The following is a 26,006-nucleotide window of genomic DNA, read 5'->3' as shown; positions in this document are numbered from 1 at the left end:
AACCAGCATTTAATTAAGCTATAAAAAAATGTAAATAACCAATACTAACTTAGATAACCACCTAAAAAATTAGAGGATTTTATATTACAAAGTGAAATAGATAGGAAAGAAATTGTATAAAAACTTCTTAATACTGCAAGGTAATGCAGCTTGAGACAACTGTGTATCAGTACTCAAACCCAGAAGCATTCTAAATAATATCACTTTTTTATTTTTCATTCCCTAATTCAGTTACGCAGCATAATAAAGTATGTTAATTTACTATTACCTCTTGTTGTTGATATACAAGGGTCCAAAACAAAAACGCGAAACTATTTTTAAGGGAATAATATGAAGTTTGCTATTACATCGACACTTCTCAGCTTGATGTTAACCACTCAATCATCATACGCCGACGTAGAAAAAATGAAGCATTTTTCAAGCTTTGATGATTTAAGTAATGTTAGAGTGATCGATATTGATAATGATTTGAATAAAGATATCATTGCAATGATTAATGATGACAGCCAAAGGTTGCATATTATTAGTATCATCGGCAATGATGAAACTGTCAACACGCCAGTAACCAATGCAATAGAGTTTGAGAGCGAAGGAGAATCAATTGCTTCGTTTGAAATTTATTACGATAAAAGTTCAGATAATCACTTTGCTATTATTATTAGCGATCAACGCAACGCACACCTTGTAAATTTAACTGCTAGAAAATATGTAAAAAAGATCCCAAATATAACTGCTGATAACGTTAAATTTAAAGACATAGATAACGATGGCAATATTGAGGTTATGCTAATAAATGAAAGCACTATGTATACGCTAGATATGCATAGCCTCGAAACAAAAGCGCACTACACCCTGCCACATTATGAGTTTACTGTCGGAAAGTTTACCAATCATCTGCTCAATGAAATGCTGACATGGGACGGCGAAATCTACCAAATTCAAGGCAGTGATGTAAAAAAAGTTGGCGAGCTACCCGTAACAAGCAGATACTTATTTGCCAAAGATTTAAATAATGATGGCATGGATGAAGCTGTAGGTGAAAAGTGTACTATCGATGTAAATGAAAACAGCGTTATTTGGCCTTTGGAGAGTACGCTAGAAGATTGTAATCAAGATAATGATTTTTTAAAATACACTAGTAGATCGCCTTACTACAACAACGACCTTTATCAAGATTATACAGCCATTGATAACAATGCCGAGATGTACAGTGATTCGAATCGTAGGACTCACTTTAACTATTTCTATAACTATTTAACAAGAGAAGAAGAAGTCATTGGCAGGAGCGTCACAACACAGGATGGAGGCGATTATCAACCTAATATTCTTCATTATATCTATGAATATTTAGACTTGTATGGCGATGAGCAAAAAGAAACAATTGAGCAAATACAGAGACTCAATGTTAAAGAAGTGAGATTCGGAGAGGTAACTGAACTCGGCTTTAACGGCAATGCTTATTTAGCCATGCAAAATGAAGAGATAAAGATTATTGAAGAGTATAGACAGCTTATTATTACCACAGGTTCGAAGTGGGATCCTGCCTATTTAACAAGTTATACAATATTAAATAGTATTTCTCCTGTCACACAAACTGAATCATGGTCAAAAAGTGTAACTAAAGAGCTTTATGCTTCTGAAGTAGATAAAGTTTCCATAATACCTTTTGGTAGAAACACCGATAATAAAATTGTGTACTCGACTCTAGGTGAGCAGTGGAATCCCGGTATTAGTAAACACTATATATTGAACATGGATGGGTCTAATCATATCGAACAACCTTTTATTGGCTATTTCAAGCTATTGGGTGATATTGACGGTGACGGAAACCAAGAATACCTCTACCAATATTCAGACTGGTATTATGCTGATCAGTCAAAACCATTTGAAGTCAGAGAGTTATACAGTGACAACATAAAATATACGATTTCACTTATCGGTGAGCCTCAACTTGATATATCAGAATTACTAACGACAATTGACTTTGACGGTGATGGTATTAAAGAACTTGTGTTCGAGCATCTAGGAACTAACAAGCAGACAGCCGTCTATAACTTTGTTAAAGACACCCACTCATTACTTGATTTAGGTGATATCCAATCACTTGATACTTTTACGTATAATAATAACGAGCAATTGTATACAACAACTCAGGACGGGGCTTTAGTATCTATTTCCGCCCAAGGAAACAAACAAGAAGTGGCTAACTTCTGTGCATCATCAAAATTAATTGCTGTTGAGCAACACCTTAGTGGCCAACTTCATATCGCCTGCGAAAATGAACTAGGTGTCTTTAATTTGGCAAATGCACAATATAATAAGCTGGTTACTCTTGATGTGGCCGCTACACATTCAGATATTGAAATAGTTAACGAAAAGACCTATTGGCTAATAACACACTCAAATGGCAGAGAACTATTTAAAATCGGCGAAAAAACAGAGCAACCTTATCAACTTAGTGTAACTGAATTTAACACCAATAAGTTCACGCCTGTTGAGTTTAAAGCATTGAGTGAAAAAGATTCCTTCAACTATCGCTTTTATATTTCAAAGGCACCTAGCAAAGGCAATATTACATTTACCGATAGGGCTCTTGGCCACTTTAGTTACACTCCCACAACTGGCGAAGTTGGCCTAGACCAATTTGAGCTTTCTATGTCTATAGGCGGAAGGGCCACTGAAAGTGTGTCGGTTTCAGTCAATATTGATGGAACACCTCTTGTCATTGAGCCTAATCCAATTTCTGCTCATTGGCGCACGCCACTGAGCGAAACTCTCTCCTTATCAGGTGCAGGTGAAAACAGTAATCTTCAACTTAACGTAAAGGTACAGCCAGCATCAGGCGAGTTTGTGTTTAGTAATAATGCAACGGGTGAGTTTACCTATACACCATTAATCTCAACGTTAGAGCCAGCTAATTTTGTCGTTAATATAAGCAACGAGATTGGTTTAAATATTGATAAAATGATTACAATAAATCATACCAATACATCCCCACAGACACAGGCTCTGGAATTAATCATCAATCAATCTGAAGCAGCTCAATTCGAACTATTAGCCCAAGATGCAGATTCAGATCCACTTACTTATGAGCTTGTATCTGAGCCAAGCATAGGTTCAGTAACATTAGACAACATCAGTGGAATCGTATCATATACGCCGCAAACTAATACAAGCTACGAAACTAGCTTTCAGTACCGCGTTTTTGATGGTATGAGCTACTCTGAGCCAAGTACAGTTACTATAACCACTAAAGCCGATGATACAGACGATAATGGCGAAGAAACAAAAGAAAAAAGCGGGGGCAGTATGCCCTTCTATATTCTTTCATTACTTGCCATTGTGGGACTGCTGCGTAAATCGAAGTTTTCTTTCACTGTATAAACTTAGCAACTCCAACCTTTACTTGCTCTTGGGAAATATTCCAAGAGCAAGATTCAATAATAGCGCCTCTATTCTGTGTGCTTCTATAAAAAATCAACTAAAGACGCGCGCCGCTAAGTACCCCAAAGTTAAAAAGAATAAAAACAAGAAGATAAGGTTGAACAAAAGTTAGCCAAACGAATGCAAATATAATATTCTTAGCATTAAAACAAAAAGGAATAAAGGATATCTTATGCGGGGCTGTATACTTGCCATGACTTTGCTAATCAGTACACCAATAATTGCCACTGAAATTGAAAATAACGAGGTTGATGGTTTTGATAAAGCAGCGATTAATCTCACAGATATAAAACCTGTTTTAAACCGCATAGCCAAGCATCCTGCAATTACACTACAGCAACTCGGTAGGTCGTACCACAGTCAACCCATATACGCTCTTGATATAGGCTCTGGCACCACAAAAGTGATGATGTGGAGTCAAATGCATGGTGATGAAAACACGGCAACCGCTGCACTTATGGATTTTCTTGATTTTATAACTTTGCCCGAAAACGCTCACTGGCTACAAAGCTGGCAAGACAAACTAACGCTCAGGATTATTCCCATGATTAATCCTGACGGTGCCAACGCTCAAACGCGTCACAATGCACAAGGTATTGATCTAAACCGTGATGCAAAAGCATTGAGGACCCCAGAGGGGCAAACACTCATGCGTGCCGCTAAGGAGTTTAAACCTGATTTTGGCTTTAACTTGCATGATCAGAACGCGTATTACGGTGCAGGAAAAAAAGGGAATCAAGCTACTATTTCTGTACTCGCCCCTGCCTATAATGATGCAAGAGAGATTAATACTAGCCGTGGCGAAGCCATGCAGCTTATCGCTCACTTAGCTAAAACAATTGAGACAATGATCCCAGGGCACCTAGCAAAGTATAACGACAGTTACTCGTATCGAAGCTTTGGTGATACATTTTCCGAAATGGGTATTCGCACTATATTAATTGAATCAGGTGCTTACCCGAACGACCCTCATCGCCAAGTTGCGCGAAAAGTAAATCGTGTACTTTATAAAGAGATAATCGATACACTACAAAATGGCACGTGGAAAGCAGCCAGCATTAACCAATACAATGCAATTCCTTTTAATGCTAGTAATAACTGGGTCGATCTACTTATTGATGATGTGAATGTACAGAGCCATTACGGTGATTACAAAATAGATATAGCCATTAATAACAAAGGTAATGCACCACGTATCAAAGAGCTGGGAGATATAAGTAGCATTCGCCGTGGCTACACTCAAATAGATGCCAACAAGCTCGTTTATAACCCAGGTAAAGGTTTTTCTTTAACAGAACCAATTAAGCTTAATAAGAGGCATTATAAAGAGCTATTAAAGCAAGGTTATAGCTGCTTTTCAGGGGATTTCGCGAAACTCGATAACCGTTCACACTGGCCAGTTTACCGGTGCCAAGGCGCATTTGATTCGCAACCTAAATTGCACGCCTCAGCGGCATTCTTACTTTACCAAGAACAAACCGTAAAATACGCAGTACTAGGTTCAGAACTCATAAAACTCAATTAATAAACATTAAAAAAGCGCCTAAAGGCGCTTTTTTTGTGGTTAAAGAATTTGATTCTCTTTCCAGACTTGTTCTTTTGCCATGCGCTTTTTGCGCTTGTCACACGGGTCGTCGCAGTCGCAGGCTTTGTCGATACCAACAGCACCTAGGCCGCCACAACTACTGGCCATAGATTTCTTTTGCACAATCATACCAACAGCCATCGCTGCCACAATTAAAATAAGTAGACCAAATGTAAGAAGAAAAAGTGACATTGCTTTGCCCCTATTGTTCAGCAATAAAATTGAGCCCAACCTGTTGGGCTGTATGCATTATAAACTGCTTCTTGCCCTGCTACAAATAAGGTTTAAAAGCAGGGCTTGAATAAGTGACTAAGCCATTGTCTGACTTACCAATTAAATATACCGGCAGATTATGTTCTTCAGCATATTTTTGCGCACGCTTCATTCCCATAACTGTCAACGCTGTTGCTAAGCCATCAGCCGTCATTGCTGAAGGATGCAATACTGTGACCGACACTAAGTCATGACGACTTGGCATGCCTGTTACAGGATCAATTAAGTGACTATATGTCACACCATCCATTTCATAAAAAATTCTGTAGTCACCTGATGTGGCAATACCATTGGTACCTGGTTCAATCACTTTATGTACTTTGCGCACGCCAGGCTCTGCATCTGGCTGCTCAATTGCAATTTTCCACGTGATGTTGTCTGGCTTAATACCCGATACACGTAGCTCACCACCTATCTCAACCATATAATTTGTTAAGCCGTGGCTTTCAATAACCTCTGCAACTTTATCTATGCCGTAGCCTTTTGCCGTAGCCGAAAACGACAGTTCTAAACCGTCTATCGTTTTCATAAGGCCTGAATCTGTTAATTCAAGCTTATCAACACCAATCTTTTCAATCATCGCCGCTAAGGCTTCATCAGTCGGGCGTTTAGTCGGCTTTTTATCTGGACCAAAGCCCCATAAGTCAATAAGTGGCCCCATTGTCACATCAAGGGTTTTTGTTGATTCACCAAGGCGAATTGACTCAGCCACAACCTTACGGAAATCATCACTAATCGGCATAACCTGCCCTGCTGGTAACTGGTTGAACTGGTTAATTTCTGAATCAGCAATGTAAGTTGACATAGATTGGTTTACATCTTTGAGTGCTTGCTTAATTTCAGAATGTAAATCAGCCCCTTCTAGTTTAGAAGGTTCAGCAAATACCTTGATGTGATAAGTCGTTCCCATGGTTTTGCCTTCGAAATAATGCTCCTCAGCTTTATCTGCTTGGCTACAACCTGCCATGAGTAAAGTAATAGTTAGTAAAAAAAAGGCCATCAAGCCTTGGCGATAAAACACTCTATTCATAGCACTCACCTTTAGGATACCGTGACGTTGGTATAAAAATAAAAAAAGCCTCGTAACACATTGTGCTACGAGGCTTGTATTCTAACCAAAACTTATTGTTTTGTGTATGGTGTTAGCCACCGAAGTCATCTAATAAGATGTTTTCGTCTTCTACACCTAAGTCTTTAAGCATATTGATAACAGCCGCGTTCATCATTGGAGGACCACACATGTAGAACTCACAATCTTCAGGCGCTTCATGATCTTTCAAGTAGTTTTCATAAAGTACGTTGTGGATGAAGCCTGTGTAACCTTCCCAGTTATCTTCTGGTTGTGGATCAGACAGTGCTGTATGCCATACGAAGTTATCGTTTTCTGCTGCTAAGCCGTCGAAATCTTCTACGTAGAACATTTCACGCTTAGAACGCGCACCATACCAGAAGCTCATCTTACGCTTAGAATTTAAACGCTTAAGTTGGTCAAAGATATGTGAACGCATTGGTGCCATACCTGCACCACCACCTACGAATACCATTTCTGCATCAGTGTCTTTCGCGAAGAACTCACCGAATGGGCCAGAAATAGTCACTTTATCACCTTCTTTTAGTGACCAAATGTACGAAGACATTTTACCACATGGAAGGCTTAGGTCTCTTGGCGGCGGCGTAGCGATACGCACGTTAAGCATGATAATGCCTTCTTCTTCTGGGTAGTTAGCCATTGAGTATGCACGAATTGTTTCGTCATCCACTTTAGACTCCAGATCGAAGAAACCGAAGTGGTTCCAGTCGCCACGATACTCTTCTGGAATATCGAAATCAGCGTATTTAACGTGGTGAGCTGGTGCTTCAATTTGAATATAACCACCGGCACGGAACGGTACTGACTCGCCATCAGGAATTTGTAATTTAAGTTCCTTGATGAAAGTTGCCTTGTTATCGTTAGAGATAACTGTACAGTCCCACTTCTTAACACCGAAAATTGACTCTTCAAGTTCAATTTCCATGTCGTTTTTAACATTTACCTGACACGCTAAACGGCAGCCTTCACGCGCTTCACCTTTAGAGATGTGATCAAGTTCTGTTGGTAAGATATCGCCGCCACCTTCTTTGATGTGTACACGACACTGACCACAAGAGCCACCGCCACCACATGCAGATGAAACGAAGATACCTGAATCAGCTAGGGCACCTAATAGCTTGCTACCTGCTGATGTTTTAATAGCTTTATCTGGGTCGCCATTAATTCCGATGATGATATCGCCGCTTGCTACTAATTTAGATTTAGCACCAATGATAACTAAAACTAAAATAACAACGATAGCGATGAAAACACCAACGCCTAAGAAAATCTCATTCATGATTTATCCTCGCTACCTATTAAAGTGAAATACCAGAGAATGACATAAAGCCAAGACCCATAAGACCAACAGTGATGAAAGTAATACCTAAACCACGTAAGCCATCAGGAACGTCTGAATACTTCATTTTCTCACGGATACCAGCAAGTAAAGTAATTGCTAGCGCCCAGCCCACACCTGAACCGATACCATAAACAACAGACTCGCCGAAGTTATAGTTACGCTCAACCATGAAAGATACCGCACCGAAGATTGCACAGTTAACTGTGATCAGTGGTAAGAAGATACCTAACGCGTTGTATAGTGCAGGGAAGAACTTATCTAATGCCATTTCAAGAATTTGTACCAGTGCTGCAATAACACCGATGAATGTCAAGAAGCGTAAGAAGCTAAGGTCTGCTTCTGGGTAGCCAAGCCACTCTAATGCACCTGGTGCAAGAACAGCGTGATAAACCAAGTTATTTACAGGTACAGAGATACCTAGTACCACGATAACTGCCACACCTAGGCCGATTGATGTTGTTACTTTCTTTGATACCGCAAGGAAAGTACACATACCTAGGAAGAAGGCTAAAGCTAAGTTTTCAATGAAAACTGCTTTTACAAATAAACTAATATAATGTTCCACTGCTCGCCCCTTACGCTTTTGCTTCTACTTGGTCTTTCTTGAAGGTACGAAGTACCCAGATGAACAAACCAATAATGAAGAATGCACTCGGTGGTAAAATCAATAGACCCATTGGTTGATACCAGCCACCGTTTTGTACAAGTGGGATAATATCAACACCGAATAGTGAACCTTTACCGAATAACTCACGGATGAAACCAACAGTTAGTAGTACTACTGAGTAGCCTAAACCGTTACCGATACCGTCTAAGAAAGACATTAACGGTGGTGACTTCATTGCGTATGCTTCAGCACGACCCATTACGATACAGTTAGTAATGATTAGACCAACGAATACTGAAAGCTCTTTTGCCGTTGCATAAGAGAATGCTTGCAATACTTGGTCAACCACGATTACTAATGATGCAATAATCGTCATTTGCACGATAATACGCACAGATGATGGGATGTGGTTACGAATTGACGAAATAAACAAGCTTGAGAATGCTGTTACAAGTGTCAATGCGATTGACATGATAAGTGCATTTTTTAAGCTTGATGTTACCGCTAGCGCAGAACAAATACCAAGTACTTGTAGTGCGATTGGGTTATTTGCGAATACCGGACCAAATAGGACCGACTTCATTTCTTTAGTATCAGCCATTATTTCAACGCTCCTTCACGTACTTTCGCAAGGAAAGGACCAAAGCCGTTTTCGCCAGTCCAGAAGTCAACTGTATGATCAACACCATTTGAAGTTAATGTTGCGCCAGAAAGACCATCGATTTGATGTTCATTGCTTGCACCACTTTTCACGATGTTGATTGGTAACTCTTTACCTTGCCATTTAGCAGTCCACTGTGGATTTTGAATTTCACCACCTAGACCTGGCGTTTCGTTGTGCTTGAAGAAATTGATGTTCTTAACAGTTTCACCATCACTCTCAAGCGCTAAGAAGCCATACATTACACCCCAAAGGCCATAACCTTGGATAGGTAGAATGATTGCATCAGTAGAACCATCTGCTTTTTTCGAGATATAAACAGGTGAATTCTTAGTCATGCGTTGAATACCCGCGATGTCTTTAATTCCCTCTTCTTTCAACGCAAAGCTACGCGCTTGGTCGAATTTAGTTTTCTCGAAATCAAATGAGTTAGGATCTGCGCCTTCAACAAATTCACCAGTATCCATATCTACAACGCGCGCTTCAATTTTGCCATTGAAAGTCTCTGATACAGAGCCTTCAACGTCAATGTCAGCTGCCGCTAGGATATTACGTTGAATATCTTGAGTTTTGTTAGCTTGCTGTAAAGGACGAAGCTGAACTGAAGCAAACGATACGATGACTGCACACACTAAACATAGTGCAACAACAACGGTTAGCGTTTTGCCGATTGATTCGTTATTACTAGACATTACGTGCCAACCTCCGCTTGATATTAGCTTGCACTACAAAGTGATCGAATAATGGTGCAAATAAGTTAGCAAATAAGATTGCTAGCATCATACCTTCTGGGAATGCCGGGTTAACAACACGGATCATTACAACCATAAAGCCGATTAACGCACCGTAAGCGAACTTACCTTTGTCAGTGAATGATGCAGATACTGGGTCTGTTGCCATAAAGAACATACCAAATGCAAAACCACCAAGCACTAAGTGCCAGTGCCAAGGCATCGCAAATACTGCGTTAGTTTCAGAACCAACTGTATTTAGTAAGAATGCCGTTGCAACCATACCTAGGAATACACCTAGCACGATACGCCATGAAGCAATACGCACATAAATCAGGAATAAACCACCGATTAATAATGCTAATGTTGACGTTTCACCTACAGAACCTTGAATGAAACCGTAGAACGCATTCCACCATAGTTCCATGTTGCTGTAATCAAGTGAACCAACGAATGCTTGGCCTAGCATAGTTGCGCCAGAGAATGAATCTACCGCAGTCCATACTGTGTCACCTGAAATTTGCGCAGGGTATGCGAAGAATAAGAACGCACGACCAGCAAGCGCAGGGTTAAGGAAGTTACGACCTGTACCACCAAAGATTTCTTTAGCGATTACAACACCAAACGTAATACCTAATGCAACTTGCCATAAAGGAATTGTTGCCGGCAGAATGAGTGCGAATAGTACAGATGTTACGAAGAAACCTTCATTTACTTCGTGCTTACGCACAGAAGCGAATAGTACTTCCCAGAAACCACCCACAGCAAACGTTACTGCGTATATTGGTAGGAAGAAGCAGGCCCCGTAAAACATTTTCGCGCCCCAACCAGAGTCAGCAGTTAATTCACCGCCAAATAATTGGAACAGACCAACTTGCCATGTGTTTGCTAATTCAAAACCTTGTGCTAATGCACCCGCGGCCTGATGACCGATGTTGAACATACCAAAGAACATTGCAGGGAACGTCGCCATCCACACTAAAATCATCATACGTTTTAGGTCGATGTTATCGCGAACGTGTGTTTTGCCTTTATTTACATAACCAGGCGTGTAGAAAATAGTCGCAGCAGCTTCGTAAAGCGCATACCACTTTTCATGTTTACCACCCGGTTCAAAATGCGGCTCAATATCTTCTAGAAATTTTTTTAAACCCATCTCTCTAGCCTTCCTTCTCGATCGTAGTCAAGCAATCGCGCAGGATTGAACCGTACTCGTATTTACCTGGACAAACGAAAGTACATAACGCTAAATCTTCTTCATCAAGCTCTAGCGCACCTAACGAAATTGCACCATCAAGATCACGTGCGATTAAATCACGTAATAATAGTGTAGGTAAGATGTCTAAAGGCATAACACGCTCATAGCTACCAATTGGTACCATGGCACGGTTCGAACCACCTGTAGAAGTCGTCATGTTAAATAGACGGCTCGGAGTCAGGTGAGATAAGAAGGTACGTGTTACAGAGAACTTATTAGCACCAGGCGCAATCCAACCAAAGAATTCTTTTTCGCGACCTTCAAGTAATACAGATACTTGAACATGGTAACGACCTAAGAAAGCATGTGGACCTTGTGAAGTAGCGCCTGACAGCACAGAACCAGAAATTACACGGTTATCACCGTCTTCTAATTCGCCAGCAACTAAATCATCTAATGATGCACCTAATTGAGTTTTCACTAAGCGTGGGTTTTTAACACGCGGACCAGCAAGCGAAATAACACGGTCTGTGAAGATTTCACCTGTCAGGAATAAGTTACCAAACGCAATAACGTCTTGGTAGCCTAAGTGCCAAACCTGTTTGCTAGCAGAAACGGGGTCTAAATGATGAATGTGTGTACCAACAAGGCCAGCCGGGTGTTTGCCACCAAACTCATGTACTTCTACTTGAGGGATTGATGAACTAGGCACTTGACTACCAGCTTGTTTACAAACAAATACTTTGCCGTCAGTTAAACGAGATACCACAGCTAAACCGGCTTCAAATGCTGGAGTGTTTTCAGCAATGATGACTGCAGGATCTGCAGCTAGCGGGTTAGTGTCGATAGCCGTTACAAAGATAGAGCTAGGATTTGCATCCAAAGCAGCTACTCTGCTGAATGGGCGAGCACGTAGTGCTGTCCATTGACCTGACTGAACTAGTACTTCTTTCACTTTTTCACGGTCTAAGCTTGAAAGCTCGTCGGCCTTGAAAGAGTCAAAGGTGATTTGCTCACTGCCATTAACTTCAATAACAACAGATTGCAGCACACGTTTAGCACCACGATTAATTTCTTTAACTACCCCAGAAGCTGGTGCAGTAAATAAGACGCCTGGGTTCTTTTTGTCTTCAAAAAGTACCTGGCCTTTTTTGACTTGGTCATCCACACGAACATGCATGGTTGGACGCATACCAATAAATTCTTCACCTAGCACAGCTACACGTTTGACGGCAGAACCATCATGAATAACTTGCTGAGGTGCGCCCTCTATGGGTAAATCCAGACCTTTTTTTATGTTGATCATACGCACTTGCATTACATTAACGGAAAGAAACTGAAAAATCGTACCAACCACGTCGCTTCTTGATATGCTCAAGTTAAGTTCTTAGTGTCTAAAAACAGCTTGTTTCACACCCAAACAAGCAACGCAGTAAACTCCTCACATATATTGCCCGAATTTTAACATCAATCAGGGTGACTATGCGAGAGCAAATATGAAATTTATACGACTGATGTGGTTATTTAGACTACAAAAAACCATTTGAATTAATTTCAATATAGACCAAAGTGCTATTGATGCCGTTTTATTTTCTCTTAAAAACAAAAAAGCCGCTTAAAAAAGCGACTTTTCCAAAACCAGCGTTATTTAATCACTAGTCAATCAGCTGTGAAATCGCCACATCAGGATTCACATCTTGCTCGTAATCTACGCTATCAATACCAAAACCGAATAAACGTAAAAACTCATTGTGGTAACCCACATAATCCGTTAATTCGTCAATGGTGTCTGTGTCTACCGTATCCCACACTTTTTGAACACGAGCTTGGACATCGTCTTCTAACTCTTTGTAGTTTTGGAATAAATGACCGCCGTCATCGAAACGTGGCGTTTCGCCGTAAAGGTTTTCAGTGAATAGCGCATGGATTTGTTCAATCGTACCTTCATATGTACCGTCTGCTTTCATTACTTTGAATAACGCAGAGATATATAAAGGCATGATAGGAATTGCTGAACTTGCCTGTGTCACAACTGCATTTAATGAAGAAACATACGCTTCACCATTTAAGCCTTTTGTAGATTCTTTGATTGCTTGTGTTGCGCGATCAAGGTCTTCTTTTGCTTTACCAATCGTTGCGTGACCGTAAATTGGCCATGTTAACTCTTTACCAATGTAGGTATAAGCCGTCGTTTTGAAGTTATCAGCAAGGACATCGGCTGCTTTTAATGCATCAATCCACATTTCCCAATCTTCACCGCCCATTACTTTAATTGTATTGTCGATGTCTTCTTGGCTTGCCGCTTCAACGGTTACTTCATCAATCACACGCTTAGACGTATTTAAGTTTTTCGTTGTGATATCTGAGCCAATTGGCTTAAGCGTTGATGAGTATGTCTCACCTGTATTTGGGTCAGTACGACGAGGAGACGCTAAGCTGTAGATAACTAAATCAATTTTACCTAAGTCAGCTTTAATCGTATCAATTGCTTTTTGCTTGATTTCATTAGAAAACGCATCGCCATTGATATTTTTAGACCATAAACCCGCTTCTTCAGCAGCTGCTTGGAATGCCGCAGTATTATACCAACCTGCTGAGCCTGTTTTACGCTCGCTACCTTCTTTTTCAAAGAAGATGCCTAAAGTCTTAGCGCCACCACCGAATGCAGCTGTAATACGCGATGCCAAACCATAACCAGTAGAGGCACCAATCACTAATACATTTTTAGGCGCATTGCTCAGTGGCCCCTGTGCTTTCACATAATTAATTTGTTCTTGTACATGCTCAGCACACCCTACTGGATGCGCGTTAGTGCAGATAAATCCACGAATTTTAGGCTTAATGACCATTGATCATCCTATATCTATCACAATAAAAATTAGCGCTAGTTTAAAGGCTAATAGTTAAAATACAGGTCTGATCAGTAATATAAGTATAAATTACTAATCAAACCATACGATTAATCGAACTTTGAACCACCCAAACATGTTGGTGATTCAGGAGCCTGCCCTTGCTGTGCAGAAAACTCATCGGGCGTAAAAGTATGAATCGCCAATGCATGTATATGATTAGCTAATTCATCTTGTAATAATTCATTAATTTGACGGTGGCGTGCAAGTAAACGCTTACCAGCGAACTCTTCGCTCACCACAATTACCTTAAAGTGTGATTCTGTGCCACGACTATGCATATGGCTTTCATTAACAACATTTAGGTGCTTACATTCAATACCCGCTGCGAGCTTTTCCTCAATTTGTTGTTGCATTGACATGTGTCATAGACCTTTAATAGCAAAATAATTGGTCGTCACTATATCAAGGGGATGACTCATTTTACCAATAATTTTATATTATCGAGCGAAAGGTTAAATTAATACGGGGATGCATTAGCTTTTGCTGCTTTGGCAAGCTGTGTTGATAGTCACGTTGACTAAAGCCATTCATTATTAAGCAGCTACCACTTTGCAGCACGATACTCTGTTTTTCATTACTGTGTTTGTGCTTAATTTTAAATACCCGCTCAGCCCCCAGTGAAATAGACGCAATAGTCGGCTGCTCACCAAGCTCTTTTTCATCATCACTATGCCATCCCATACAATCTTGACCGTCACGATATAAATTTACCAACAACGCATTAAATGGAATGCGTAATTGTTGGGATAAGCGCTTTCGCATTGCATCAAGCACCTCAGGCCAAGGTTCAACCACAAGCTGTGTGCCTGAATAAGCATAGTTAATCTGCTCATCAGCGATAAAGCACTGCAAACGAGGAATAGGATGGGTTTTACCAAAAACAGTGATATTGGGCTGTTGCCAATTTAAATGTTGCTGTAAAAAATAAAACAAATCGAGACTTTTTTGAGCACTCAACGCTTTCTGTTGATAATAAAACCCTTCAGGTAAATGATTAGGCTTGGCGTTTGGCTGTTGCATGTTAGAATTTACCCATACTTAAATACTTACCCTAAAACCATGATGACCACCCAAGTACAACTCGGCGATAATACCTATACCCTAGAACGTTTTCCATTAGATCAAAAAAATCGCAGCCTACAAGCTTGGGACTCTGCCGATGAGTACCTTGTCACTTATGTACGGGAGCATCATGCGCAGGCAAATTCAATCCTGATTTTAAATGACAGCTTTGGTGCATTGGCTTGTGCGTTTAATCAATTAACCACTTATTCAGTTAATGATTCGTATATTAGTCATCAAGCAACATATTACAATTTACAAGCAAATGGCTTAGAAACAAGCTCATTGACGCAATTAAACTCTTTAGAGGCATTACCAAACAAGGTTGATTTAGTGATCTTAAAAGTGCCACGAAATTTAGGCTATTTACAACATCAACTTGCTGCAATCAGTGCCGCGCTACCTAAAGATGTTGACATAATTGCAGCAGGCAAAACCAAAGACATTCATAACTCGACAATTAAAGCGTTTAGCCAATTCATTGGCGAAACATCAACAAGTTTAGCCGTTAAGAAATCTCGCTTAATCATCAGTAAAACGAGCCAACTCAATAAACAAGCTGCATTTCCTGTAAGCTGGCCACTTGAAGGCAGTGAGTTTGAGATTCAAAATCACGCCAATGTTTTCTCTCGTGATTCTTTAGATATTGGCGCTCGCTTTTTCTTTAACTACTTGCCACAAACCAGTAAAGCACGCCACATCATTGATTTGGGCTGTGGCAATGGCGTGATTGGACTGATGACACTCAAACGCTGCCCCAAAGCACATGTCACCTTTGTTGATGAATCATACATGGCAGTTGAATCTGCACGCCTAAATATACAAAGTAATTTACCTGAGCAATTAGCTAACTGTGAATTTATTCAAAATGATTGTTTAACAGATTTTGAGCCGCAAAGTGCAGATCTTGTTTTGTGCAACCCCCCTTTTCACCAAGCGCAAGCTGTGACCGATCACATTGCTTGGCAGATGTTTAAACAAGCTAAGCAGGCACTTAAACAAGGTGGTGAATTAAGAATAATAGGTAATCGTCACCTCGATTATCATGAAAAACTAAAACGCATGTTCGGCAACTGTAAACTATTGGGTTCAAATAAAAAGTTTGTTGTTTTAAGTGCAAAAAAGACAACTTAATGGAGCAATATAAATGAAAAAAATACTTCTTTTAAGCATGTTAGTTGCGCTAACAGCGTGTAGTAACCAACCTAACCAACTGATCTTAAACCCTGTTTATAAAGGCGGTAAGGTTGCATCCATCAATGCAAATATCAGTACTAGCGTCATTGATTTGCGTGGTGATAATGTAACCCTAAAAATTATTGAATCAGATAAAGTAAAAACATTGGCAAGTCCAGGCCTGACTGAATCGGTAAAAAGCACACTTGATAGCGCCCTTAGCCGAAATGGTGCCAGTATCTCTAACCTTGCGACAACACGATTTGAATTAGATATTCATGCATTACAAGCGATCGTCACCGAAAAAATGATGACACACACGAGTCATGCCAATATTGAGCTGGGTATTCGCGTAATAAGAAGTAACAGTAACTTTAGTAAAGTTTACCGTGGTAGTGCAAACCTTGAAGGGCCATTAAGACACGATAGAGCAAAAATTGAGAGTCAGCTTAATAAGTTGACTGAACAACTAATTACCCGCATTGTATCTGACCCAGAATTAATCGCTTATTTGGAAGGTTAACTATGAAGCGCATTTTTATACTTAGTTTTATCTTACTGTTCAGCCAGAACACCTTCAGTGCAACTGAGGGTAAGTTCATCCAAAAAGACAACATGTTTCCTCGTGTCGAAATTGTCACCACACTCGGTAGCATCATAGTAGAAATGGACCGCTCTCGCGCCCCTATCACAGTCAACAACTTCTTAACTTATGTCGCTGATGGTAGCTACAAAGGGAGTGTATTTCATCGTGTAGAACGTGATGAAGACAACGAACGAGATTTCGTTATTCAAGGCGGTGGCTACGATAAAGATTACGATGGCCTACACGAGTACGATCCTATTTTTAATGAGAGCGGGAATGGTTTAAAAAATGATATGTATAGTATCGCCATGGCTTATCAAGACAGACAACCACACTCAGGGACACGCCAATTCTTTTTTAATATGGATGACAATGATCATTTAAACCCCGGTCGTGACTGGGGATTTGCTGTATTTGGCATGGTTATGGATGGCTATGAAACACTGGATAAAATTATGCGTGTGGAAACGGCTTATAACGAAAAAATAGGTTACAGCTTCGTACCCAAAACGCCTGTGGTTATCTTAAATGTAAAAATGATTGAACCCACTGCACTATAAAAATAACAAGCGAGCTCATCGCCCCACTCATATGGCAGTACTATGACAAAGACGCTTTCTGTTTCAGAGTATTTTTCGTACTTTAAAGACAAACGCTTAATCAATATTTTTCTGTTTGGGATCAGCAGTGGCTTTCCGTGGGTACTCATTGGCTCTGTCATGTCTGCGTGGCTAAAAGATGAAGGCCTCAGCCGAAGTATGATCGGCCTATTTGGCATTGTATTTGGGGCGTACAGTATTAACTTTTTATGGTCACCTTTGGTTGACCGCGTAAAACTGCCAATTTTATTTAACTGGCTTGGTCAGCGCCGCAGCTGGATTTTACTATGCCAATCAGTAATTTTTATAGGCACCTTTTCACTTGCAGGGCTCGATATCAAAGCGAACCTTTGGTTTGCCGCCGCGCTGTGCTTAGTCATTGCGGTTGCCTCTGCGACTCAAGACATCGCCATTGATGCGTTTCGTATCGATACTTTAAGTGAAAATGAAAGCCATAAAGCCACGGCGGCTGCAGCCATGGCAACATCAGGTTGGTGGAGTGGTTATGCTTTGCTAGGGGCACTCCCCTTCTACATGGCTGATATCCCCTCTATTGATTGGCCTCAAGTTTACTTTTTCTTATCCGTTATCATGTTACTATTAATGGGTAGTGTACTTTGGGCAAAAGAGCCCGAATCTAATCGTGAAGTTATTCAGGCTGAACTTGAGTCTACCTATCAGCAAAAACTTGTCGGTGTAGAACAAACGCGATTTGCAAAAGTAATTGCTTGGTTAGCGGTCACCGTGTTTGATCCATTTAGAACCTTTTTTGCACGCAATGGTGTAAAAACAGCGCTCGCACTTTTAGCGTTTATCTTCCTATTTAAAATTGGCGAAGCCTTTCTTGGGCGAATGTCGATTGTGTTTTATAAAGAAGTGGGCTTTAGCAACAGTGATATTGCCACCTTCTCAAAAGTAGGCACTGCGATTCTTACCATCGCTTTTACTTTCGTCGGGAGCCTATTCAATCAACGCTACGGTATCGTAAAAGGCTTATTCATTAGCGGCATTGCTATGGCAGCATCTAACCTTGCATTTGCTTGGATTGCGATTGCAGGCCCTAAATTAAGCCTCTATGCTTTTGCAATTATCATTGACGGCTTTACACAGGCTTGGTCACTGGTGGCAATGGTCGCCTTTATTTCTATGCTATGTGATCGCGCCTTTAGCGCAACTCATTATGCACTTTTAGCGTCACTTGGAAACTTAGGCAGAACACTCTTGTCCAGTTACAGTGGTGTTGTGATAGATGATTGGCTTTTAGGTAACTGGGCACTGTTTTTTGTACTAACAGCACTCATGGTTATCCCTTCGCTGGTATTTTTATTCTTAATCCGCCACAAACTTTATGCGTTAGAGAACAATTATCACCGAGATAATTAACAAAAAATATAAAGGTGTAATTGAAATAGACAGAAAAGTGAGGATGACTGTTTAGTGCATCCATGCACTAATTGTATTACTAAAAATGTATTAGTAACAGCAAATTAAGCGTCTTTTAATAGATTAAGACCTTCGTATGGGTCTACTTCCAAAGCATCACAGTAACGCATAAATTCAATAACGTCTAAACGACGTTCTTGGTTTTCAATTTTACCAATGAATGAATGTGGCGTTCCTAAAACTTGAGCAAGGCTGCGCATTGTATGGCCTTTCTCATGGCGTTTTGTTTTAAGCCATTTCGTTAGTTTTGAGTTTTCTTCAGAAGAAACTGTTTTACCCATCATAAAAATACATCTCCTACTAGATGATTTAAGTTAATTAATTAAGAGTGAAATTTTGCCCGTCTCACTCTTGGATACATTATATACTAATAATTTTTTCTGTGAATTAATAATTATACAAATGTCCACGTTTCAGGTATAGACTGCTTTGCTTAGCAAGTCTAGTTTTAAAGCTAAAATTAAAGCAGATGCTCTATTATTAGTTGCTTAACTGTACCAAAAAATCGATCAATTGGAACCGTGTTAACTATAAATATAGCTTTTAAAATTGCATACTTATGCTTAAAGTGTACGTAAATACTGAAAAAGGCTAGAAAATGTTTCGAATATTATTTTTGTTGCCAATTGTACTGTGTGTCATCTGGTACCTATTTCTAAAGCAAAATCGTATACCTATTAAGCAAGGCAAACGAGGATTTATCTATATTTTAATCGCCTCAGCACTGGTATTAGGGTTTTTCCTGTTAATGATTCAGGTTACCCAAAGCTAGTAGCGCTAACATTTATAATAACTACTTGGTGAATGGTACTTATTAACGAAGCTCAGCTTCGCGGTATAATCATATACGAAAGGCAAGCGTTTCTATTAACGCTGTTTTCATTTTCAAAATTTTTTCTAAACGAAAAGCCATTGCTAAGATCAGCACTAAGAATAAAGGCAGGATGATGTAGAAATTAAAGCAATAAAAAAGCCATATCACATGGCTTTTCATAAAATCCGTTAAACGCTGAAGCTAGCTCCGCAACCACAGGTTGTGGTAGCGTTGGGGTTGTTTACAAAAAAGCGTGCCCCTTCGAGTCCTTCGGTGTAATCGACCGTTCCATCAACGAGGTATTGAATACTCATAGGGTCAATCACTAAGGTAACGCCATTTTTTACAATTTCTAAATCGCCAGGGTTGGCCTTTTCATCAAAGGTAAAACCATATTGAAAACCCGAACATCCACCACCTGTCACATAAACACGTAGTTTTAGATCTGGATTCTCTTCTTCTTCAATTAACTGTTTAACGCGAACAGCAGCTGCATCACTGAACTTAATTGGCAACTCTTCAGACATACCAAACCCCTCAAAATCTATAATGCTGTAATTATCTAATACCCGAGTATTTTAATCAAGTATCGACATAGACTCATAAGTATTTGCAAGTACGTATTAGCCAAGTCATTTGCATTGAACTAAGTTTAATTTATACAACTTTTTAATTAATTAAAGTAAGCGGTGAGAGAGTATCACAGTGTTTGACCATTTGAGGCTTCATTTTATTAGCTCTGACTTAAATAGTGCGCAAATAATCCCCGCACAATATGATACTTTGCTTGTCATAGCCTCAGTACTTACCGCCGTATTCGCCTCTTATATTTCTTTTTTACTATCGGCACGAATCAAAAGTTCTCACCTTAAAAATGAAAGCTTGGTATGGACTGTAATGGCAGCCTGCTTTTTGGGTATCGGTATTTGGGGTATGCACTTTATCGGTATGCTTGCTTATACATTACCGATAAATGTAGAGTACAACACCACAATAACCTTAGTATCTGTACTGCCAAGTGTGTTTGCCAGTTATATTGTACTTTCAACTTCACTCAGCCATATAAAAGGGCTTATTTTTCGAAGCGTTCTAATGGGAGCAGGAATTGGCAGTATGCACTTTGTCGGTATGATGGCAATGATGATGCCCACTCATATGGCTTATGAGCCAAAGCTGTTTTCATTATCAATTTTTGTGGCAATCATTCTTTCTGGCATTGCCCTAAAAATAAATGACCTCCGACAAGCCCAAAAAATACATCAAGTACGCATGAATATGTTAGTGGCTATTGTGATGGGTAGTGCTATTTCAGGTATGCATTACATCGGTATGATTGCTATGTCGGTCTATGCAACCGAGCAAACCGTTTATACTACGAGTCACGATAGCTCAACGCTGGCTCAGCTTGTCATTTCTGTACTACTGGCGTTAAGTCTTTTAGTACTGAGTGTAGTAGAGCTTAGAGCAAGAAGCTTACTTTCCGCTAAACTAAAAGCCGTACTGAATACTGTGCAAGATGTCGTTATTAGCTTTGATAACACGGGTATCATCGAGTTTGCTAACCCTGCTGTTTTGCCTGTTTTTGGCTATAAGCCTAATGAATTAATCGGTAAGCATATTTATACGCTCATCCCTGATAAATCAACCGAACTTGAGCTAATCTTAAATACCTCATCAACGACATCCCAGCAATCAAGTTGCTTTTGTAAGAGCAGGTTATTAAATGCTCATAGAGCGAACCAAAACTCATTTCCAATTACCATGACAATCAGCTCTATAGGTAACAAGGAGATAGGCCCCTACGTTGCCACGATTAAAGATTTGAGTGATATCCACAATCAAGAAGCATTTACTCAAACCATATTCGATAACCTACCTATTATGTTGTTTGTAAAAGAAGCTGAGCACTTAACATTTAGCCACGTAAATAAGGCCGGCGAGCAACTATTAGGGAAAACTAAAGAACAACTGATCGGCCTTAACGACTTTGACATTTTTAATGATGAAGATGCGCTTGGTTATGCGCAAACAGACCGTGATGTGCTTGCAAGTAACGATATTCTGACACTGGATGAAAAGCCTATTACAATTGACGGCCGAACTCACTACCTTCGTACCCGTAAACTCCCTATTAAAGATAGCCATGGTAAAGCACAGTACCTGCTCGATGTTTCAGAGGATATAACAGAGCTTAAGCAAGCCAAAACAGAGCTTGATAATTTACATCAAAGAATGTCAATGGCCGCCGATGCAGCCCAAATAGGAATTTGGGAGTGGAACTTTGAAAGCAACGAACTTATTTGGGATGATTGGATGCATACCTTATTTGAGATCCCCAAATCTCAGTTTAATGGTAATTATGCCGCATGGGCTAATACGCTTCATCCTGATGAATACGAAGCCGTGACAAACAAACTCAAACTAGCAGTTCTCAATAACGAGGATTTTCATGCCGAATTTCAAATTGTTCTCCCCAGCGGGCAAGTACGCTTCATAAATGCCGATGGTAGAATCTACGGAAATAGGATGATTGGTGTTAATTTTGATATCACCAAACGGGTTTTAGCAGAGCAAAAGATCAGACAGCTTGCCCAAACAGATCACCTCACAGGTTTAGCTAACCGCAGTGCACTAAGTAAATTCCTTAAGCATGAGTTTGCTCGTGTAAAGCGAACAGGAACAAAAGTAGCTTGCTTATACTTTGACCTTGATAAATTTAAACCCATTAACGATACCTATGGCCATTTGATGGGTGACTTTGTGCTTGTAGAAATCGCAAAACGATTGCAAGAAACCGCACGAAAAACAGATTGTACGGCGCGTATCGGTGGTGATGAATTTGTTGTTGTGATAACGGATGTTGAAAATAAAGAACATATAAAGCGTGCTCTAACGCGGTTAATTAATGCGATAGAAGCGCCGATAATCAGTGAAGTGGGTATGTTAAACATAAGTGCAAGTGTGGGTTATGCAGTCTATCCTGATAATGCTAAGTCTCTCGACGAACTTCTTAAAAAAGCCGACGAGCAAATGTATAAGCAAAAACGAGATTGCTCGCTTAAAACAACAAGAATAAAAACCCAGTGACTCTGTGCACTTGTTTAAAGCAGATAATTTTGCAAAATCACAAGGACTTAGTGAATTTGATTTGCTAAACTTGCGTCTCTAAAGTGCTGTGAGGAAAAATGCATGTGGCTTGAAACGCTGAGGCGTCGTCTAGCAAAGCCTAAAACATCTGTGCAATTGTGCTTACTAGGAGTTTGCGCAGGATTAATTGCGGCAGTACTGATTATATTATTCCGCCTCACAATTATGTTTTTTCAAAGTCTTTTTTTGGAAAAGCCCGATGACTTCTCTACCTTAGACACGCTAGAGCGTGTACTTCTCCCGATTGGTGCTGCCTTAGTCATCGCTTTATTTGCAGCACTAACAGGTTTTAAGCATTACCGTTTAGGTATTCCTTTCGTTATCCATCGGATAAAAAAGCATTATGGTCATATGCCACTGTATAACACGGTCAATCAATTTGTTGGTGGTGCGCTCGCTTTAATCAGTGGTTTTTCTGTTGGCCGAGAAGGTCCTTCTGTGCATATGGGCGCAACCGGTGCAAGCTTGTTAGCAGATAAACTACATTTACCCCATAATGCCATGCGCACACTCAGCGGTTGTGGTGTGGCTGCAGGCATTGCCGCCTCGTTTAATACCCCGCTTGCTGCCGTTATTTTTGTAATGGAAGTAGTACTGAGAGAATACAAAGTACATATTTTTGTGCCTATTATGCTCGCAGCGGTTACAGGCGCCTTAGCCACTCAATTTGTCTTTGGTGACGCATCTGAACTTGCACTTATCACTATGAACCCTCTAAGTGGCTGGCACTATCCTTTTTTAATTATTTTTGGCATGGCGCTAGGCGCAGTCGCTTATGCATTTAATCAAAATTTAATGTTGATTATTCGTACCTTTAAACCGCTAAGTATGTTTCCTCGCTTATTACTCGCAGGCTTAATTGCAGGGCTAATTGCCTATATGGTGCCTCATGCAATGGGCTCTGGTATGAGTGCCATCACCATTGCCATTGAATCCCCTGATGATGTGCAATTTTTAACAACGATTTTAATCGCTAAATTACTTGCCACACTCTTTGCTATTGGTCTAGGGATCCCCGGCGGTATTATTGGCCCCGTGATTGGTTTGGGCGTATTAATGGGTACCTTAATGGCATTTTTTGCTCAATTTATTAGCCCAGGAACAGATATTGCGGGCACCTATAGCATGCTTGGCATGGCAGGCTTATTAGCGGCCACCCTGCACGCCCCTCTTGCAGCACTAACAACGGTAATGGAGCTAACATCCAGTCCTGAAATTATTGTTCCTGCCATGTTAGTTATTTCTTCTGCGTATGTTACTGCTCTGCAATTTTTTGGCAATCGTTCTATCTTTATGCAGCAACTAGACTTTCAAGGGCTTGAATATCAAATATCCCCTGCAACCGAAGCATTACAGAAGGTTGGAGTGATGGAAGAAATGGATGAACAATTTAAACTGCTATACAGCGACGATAAAGAACAAATAAAAGAGTCATTAGACGCTTTAGATAGTCAAACGCCATTGATTGTTCATGATGATGAAAATGGCTATCGCCTTGCAGAGTATGACTTAAGCCTAATGTCTGACCAAAGTAGTAATATAAAGTATGTCAGTTTGAATGGTTTAAGTAGCCAAGCAACACTTGCCGATGCATTTGATCTATTAAAAGATAAACGAAGTGGTGCTGTATATATTTATAACCTACTGGATAACCAGCAAATTATGGGGCTTTTGCGTTGGGATCAAATCAGGCATATTCTTACCATACGTAACAGCTTGCTATAACAACTAAAAATGGACACAACAATGAGCGCGCTATTAGTTTACAAAACCTTTCATGTATTTTTTATGATTGCTTGGTTTGCGGGGATTTTTTATCTTCCTCGCTTGTTTGTATACCACGCAATGAGTGAAGAAAAAGCCTGCAACTCGATGCTAAAAGTAATGGAACGCCGTTTACTGTTTTTTGTGACACCGTTTGCCGTTTTAACACTCGTGTTTGGCGTACTGACCATTTTTGAATATGGTCGAGATTGGTTTAGATACAGCATGTGGCTGCACTACAAACTCGTGTTAGTGATTATTCTTTATATCTATCATGGCTACTGTTTCAAATTACTGGCTGACTTTAAACATGATCGTAATACTCGCAGTGATCGTTTTTATCGTATTTTTAATGAAGTCCCAGTACTTATTCTATTAGCAATAGTTGCACTCGCTATTATCAAACCTAGCTTATAATTTGCTGCGGTGTACGCTAAAAATTTGCTATAGTACGGCGCAAATTTATGCGGCCTCCTATACAGAGAGCCGGCGCCTTAATAAATGTAATTAGGAACAACCCCATGTTAAGTTTCCAAGGTGAAAATATTCTGTCGGTTAATCAACTTGACCGCGATTGTATTGAACGTATTTTTGCAGTTGCTAAAAAAATGGAGCCTTATGCTAAAAAGCAAAAGCGCACCAATGTATTAGAAGGCGCAATTTTAGCAAACTTATTCTTTGAACCAAGTACACGTACTCGCGTAAGCTTTGGTACAGCATTTAACTTACTGGGTGGTTTAGTTCGCGAAACAACAGGCATGCAAAGCTCAGCTTTAGCCAAAGGCGAATCTCTTTATGACACCGCACGCGTTATCTCAGCGTATGCTGATGCCGTTGCAATGCGTCATCCTGATTCAGGATCAGTTGCAGAGTTTGCAACCGGTTGTGATGTACCTGTCATCAATGGTGGTGACGGCGCAAATGAACACCCAACCCAAGCCTTACTTGACTTACTAACCATTGAACGTGAACTTTCTCGCTTCAACCAAGGTATCGACGGTATGCATATTGCCCTAGTGGGCGATTTAAAATATGGCCGTACTGTGCACTCTTTATCTAAATTACTGTGTCATTATAAAGACGTTAAGTTCTCTATGGTGGCACCAGATGGTTTACAGATGCCGGACTACATTTTAGATGCTGTTGATAACGCAGGTCATAAAATTCAAGTAGTGAATAAAATGGAAGGCAACTTAGCGGCAGATATTGTTTATCAAACCCGTATCCAGGAAGAGCGCTTCCCTTCACAAGAAGAAGCTAACAAATATCGCGGTGGTTTTCGTATCAGCCAAGCAATTTACAATGCACACTGTAAGCCAAACTCAGTACTGATGCACCCACTGCCTCGTGACAGCCGTTTAGAAGCAAACGAGCTAGATAACGATTTAAATAGCAACGACAACCTAGCCATTTTCCGCCAAGTACAAAACGGTGTGTTAATTCGCATGGCGTTGTTTGCTCTAACCTTAGATGTTGCCGACAAAGTTGAGCAATATGAAGTCGACGTGCCTTGGTTTAGCCGTAAGCGTAATAGCTAATACGCTTCATTTTGGGCTCTTTGAGCCCTTGCAA

General features: G+C 40.2%; 23 protein-coding genes. 10 read left to right on the top strand and 13 right to left on the bottom strand.

Annotated elements, in window-relative coordinates; genetic code table 11:
• Window positions 1-330: 330 nt before the first annotated feature.
• Window positions 331-3,384 carry an Ig-like domain-containing protein gene (locus L0Z67_RS04225; RefSeq protein ID WP_405128469.1) on the top strand — a complete coding sequence of 1,018 codons (3,054 nt, stop codon included), beginning with the start codon at window positions 331-333 and terminating at the stop codon, window positions 3,382-3,384.
• 232 nt (window positions 3,385-3,616) lie between these two features.
• Window positions 3,617-4,969, top strand: coding sequence for a M14 metallopeptidase family protein (locus L0Z67_RS04220; RefSeq protein ID WP_193988419.1), 1,353 nt, complete (start codon window positions 3,617-3,619; stop codon window positions 4,967-4,969).
• Window positions 4,970-5,008: 39 nt separating this feature from the next.
• Here L0Z67_RS04220 and nqrM read toward each other — a convergent pair whose 3' ends face one another.
• The 11 genes from nqrM to L0Z67_RS04165 all read right to left on the bottom strand — a co-directional run bounded on the left by nqrM (window position 5,009) and on the right by L0Z67_RS04165 (window position 14,863).
• Window positions 5,009-5,221 carry a (Na+)-NQR maturation NqrM gene (gene nqrM, locus L0Z67_RS04215; protein ID WP_055020649.1) on the bottom strand — a complete coding sequence of 71 codons (213 nt, stop codon included), beginning with the start codon at window positions 5,219-5,221 and terminating at the stop codon, window positions 5,009-5,011.
• 79 nt (window positions 5,222-5,300) lie between these two features.
• On the bottom strand, window positions 5,301-6,332 hold the full coding sequence (locus L0Z67_RS04210) for an FAD:protein FMN transferase (protein ID WP_193988418.1): 1,032 nt from the start codon (window positions 6,330-6,332) through the stop codon (window positions 5,301-5,303).
• A gap of 112 nt (window positions 6,333-6,444) precedes the next feature.
• Window positions 6,445-7,671, bottom strand: a complete 1,227-nt coding sequence (nqrF, locus tag L0Z67_RS04205) for an NADH:ubiquinone reductase (Na(+)-transporting) subunit F (RefSeq protein WP_062570265.1) — start codon at window positions 7,669-7,671, stop codon at window positions 6,445-6,447.
• Between the two features lie 19 nt (window positions 7,672-7,690).
• Entirely contained in the window at window positions 7,691-8,299 is a 609-nt protein-coding gene (nqrE, locus tag L0Z67_RS04200) for an NADH:ubiquinone reductase (Na(+)-transporting) subunit E (RefSeq protein ID WP_016708692.1), read from the bottom strand.
• 10 nt (window positions 8,300-8,309) lie between these two features.
• Window positions 8,310-8,942: an NADH:ubiquinone reductase (Na(+)-transporting) subunit D gene (locus L0Z67_RS04195; protein WP_054554281.1), complete on the bottom strand. Its 633-nt coding sequence runs from the start codon at window positions 8,940-8,942 to the stop codon at window positions 8,310-8,312.
• Window positions 8,942-9,694, bottom strand: a complete 753-nt coding sequence (locus L0Z67_RS04190) for a Na(+)-translocating NADH-quinone reductase subunit C (RefSeq protein ID WP_062570264.1) — start codon at window positions 9,692-9,694, stop codon at window positions 8,942-8,944. The genes L0Z67_RS04195 and L0Z67_RS04190 overlap by 1 nt, the downstream gene beginning before the upstream one ends.
• The gene (locus tag L0Z67_RS04185) at window positions 9,687-10,889 is read right to left on the bottom strand and encodes an NADH:ubiquinone reductase (Na(+)-transporting) subunit B (RefSeq protein ID WP_062570263.1); all 1,203 of its coding nucleotides are present in this window, start codon (window positions 10,887-10,889) and stop codon (window positions 9,687-9,689) included. Before L0Z67_RS04185 ends, L0Z67_RS04190 begins: the two co-directional genes overlap by 8 nt.
• A 4-nt stretch (window positions 10,890-10,893) precedes the next feature.
• On the bottom strand, window positions 10,894-12,237 hold the full coding sequence (locus tag L0Z67_RS04180; protein ID WP_237115237.1) for a Na(+)-translocating NADH-quinone reductase subunit A: 1,344 nt from the start codon (window positions 12,235-12,237) through the stop codon (window positions 10,894-10,896).
• Between the two features lie 349 nt (window positions 12,238-12,586).
• The gene (gene fabV / locus L0Z67_RS04175; protein WP_130151022.1) at window positions 12,587-13,780 is read right to left on the bottom strand and encodes an enoyl-ACP reductase FabV; all 1,194 of its coding nucleotides are present in this window, start codon (window positions 13,778-13,780) and stop codon (window positions 12,587-12,589) included.
• A 110-nt stretch (window positions 13,781-13,890) separates the two neighbouring features.
• Window positions 13,891-14,202, bottom strand: a complete 312-nt coding sequence (locus L0Z67_RS04170) for a BolA family transcriptional regulator (protein WP_062570261.1) — start codon at window positions 14,200-14,202, stop codon at window positions 13,891-13,893.
• Window positions 14,203-14,275: 73 nt separating this feature from the next.
• On the bottom strand, window positions 14,276-14,863 hold the full coding sequence (locus L0Z67_RS04165; RefSeq protein ID WP_193988417.1) for an alpha-ketoglutarate-dependent dioxygenase AlkB: 588 nt from the start codon (window positions 14,861-14,863) through the stop codon (window positions 14,276-14,278).
• Window positions 14,864-14,905: 42 nt separating this feature from the next.
• On the opposite strand from L0Z67_RS04165, the gene L0Z67_RS04160 reads away from it, so the two are divergent.
• The 4 genes from L0Z67_RS04160 to L0Z67_RS04145 are packed head-to-tail and all read left to right on the top strand — an operon-like array spanning window position 14,906 to window position 18,649.
• Window positions 14,906-16,039, top strand: a complete 1,134-nt coding sequence (locus L0Z67_RS04160; protein ID WP_062570781.1) for a methyltransferase — start codon at window positions 14,906-14,908, stop codon at window positions 16,037-16,039.
• A 13-nt stretch (window positions 16,040-16,052) separates the two neighbouring features.
• Complete coding sequence (locus L0Z67_RS04155; RefSeq protein WP_237114879.1) at window positions 16,053-16,604, top strand: YajG family lipoprotein; 552 nt, start codon at window positions 16,053-16,055, stop codon at window positions 16,602-16,604.
• A 2-nt stretch (window positions 16,605-16,606) separates the two neighbouring features.
• Complete coding sequence (locus L0Z67_RS04150; RefSeq protein ID WP_062570258.1) at window positions 16,607-17,227, top strand: peptidylprolyl isomerase; 621 nt, start codon at window positions 16,607-16,609, stop codon at window positions 17,225-17,227.
• A 42-nt stretch (window positions 17,228-17,269) separates the two neighbouring features.
• Window positions 17,270-18,649 carry an AmpG family muropeptide MFS transporter gene (locus L0Z67_RS04145; protein WP_193988416.1) on the top strand — a complete coding sequence of 460 codons (1,380 nt, stop codon included), beginning with the start codon at window positions 17,270-17,272 and terminating at the stop codon, window positions 18,647-18,649.
• 104 nt (window positions 18,650-18,753) lie between these two features.
• On the opposite strand, the gene L0Z67_RS04140 is transcribed toward L0Z67_RS04145, so the two are convergent.
• Window positions 18,754-18,993, bottom strand: a complete 240-nt coding sequence (locus tag L0Z67_RS04140) for a helix-turn-helix transcriptional regulator (RefSeq protein ID WP_054562310.1) — start codon at window positions 18,991-18,993, stop codon at window positions 18,754-18,756.
• Window positions 18,994-19,711: 718 nt separating this feature from the next.
• Window positions 19,712-20,050: an iron-sulfur cluster insertion protein ErpA gene (gene erpA, locus L0Z67_RS04135; protein WP_062570256.1), complete on the bottom strand. Its 339-nt coding sequence runs from the start codon at window positions 20,048-20,050 to the stop codon at window positions 19,712-19,714.
• Window positions 20,051-20,228: 178 nt separating this feature from the next.
• Between erpA and L0Z67_RS04130 the strand changes: the two genes are divergently transcribed.
• The 4 genes from L0Z67_RS04130 (at window position 20,229) to L0Z67_RS04115 (ending at window position 25,972) form a co-directional block, all read left to right on the top strand.
• The gene (locus tag L0Z67_RS04130) at window positions 20,229-22,610 is read left to right on the top strand and encodes a diguanylate cyclase domain-containing protein (RefSeq protein WP_405128468.1); all 2,382 of its coding nucleotides are present in this window, start codon (window positions 20,229-20,231) and stop codon (window positions 22,608-22,610) included.
• 102 nt (window positions 22,611-22,712) lie between these two features.
• A complete protein-coding gene (locus L0Z67_RS04125; RefSeq protein WP_062570254.1) occupies window positions 22,713-24,395 on the top strand; it encodes a chloride channel protein in 1,683 nt (560 codons plus the stop codon).
• Between the two features lie 21 nt (window positions 24,396-24,416).
• On the top strand, window positions 24,417-24,851 hold the full coding sequence (locus L0Z67_RS04120; RefSeq protein WP_062570253.1) for a CopD family protein: 435 nt from the start codon (window positions 24,417-24,419) through the stop codon (window positions 24,849-24,851).
• A gap of 104 nt (window positions 24,852-24,955) precedes the next feature.
• Window positions 24,956-25,972 carry an aspartate carbamoyltransferase gene (locus tag L0Z67_RS04115; RefSeq protein WP_062570252.1) on the top strand — a complete coding sequence of 339 codons (1,017 nt, stop codon included), beginning with the start codon at window positions 24,956-24,958 and terminating at the stop codon, window positions 25,970-25,972.
• The last annotated feature ends 34 nt before the right edge of the window (window positions 25,973-26,006 follow it).

Origin of the sequence: Pseudoalteromonas sp. PB2-1, assembly GCF_045040605.1 — a bacterium.
Lineage (GTDB): Bacteria > Pseudomonadota > Gammaproteobacteria > Enterobacterales > Alteromonadaceae > Pseudoalteromonas > Pseudoalteromonas arabiensis.
The sequence above is the reverse complement of the archived record's forward strand: the minus strand, read 5'-3'. Positions and strand labels throughout refer to the sequence as shown.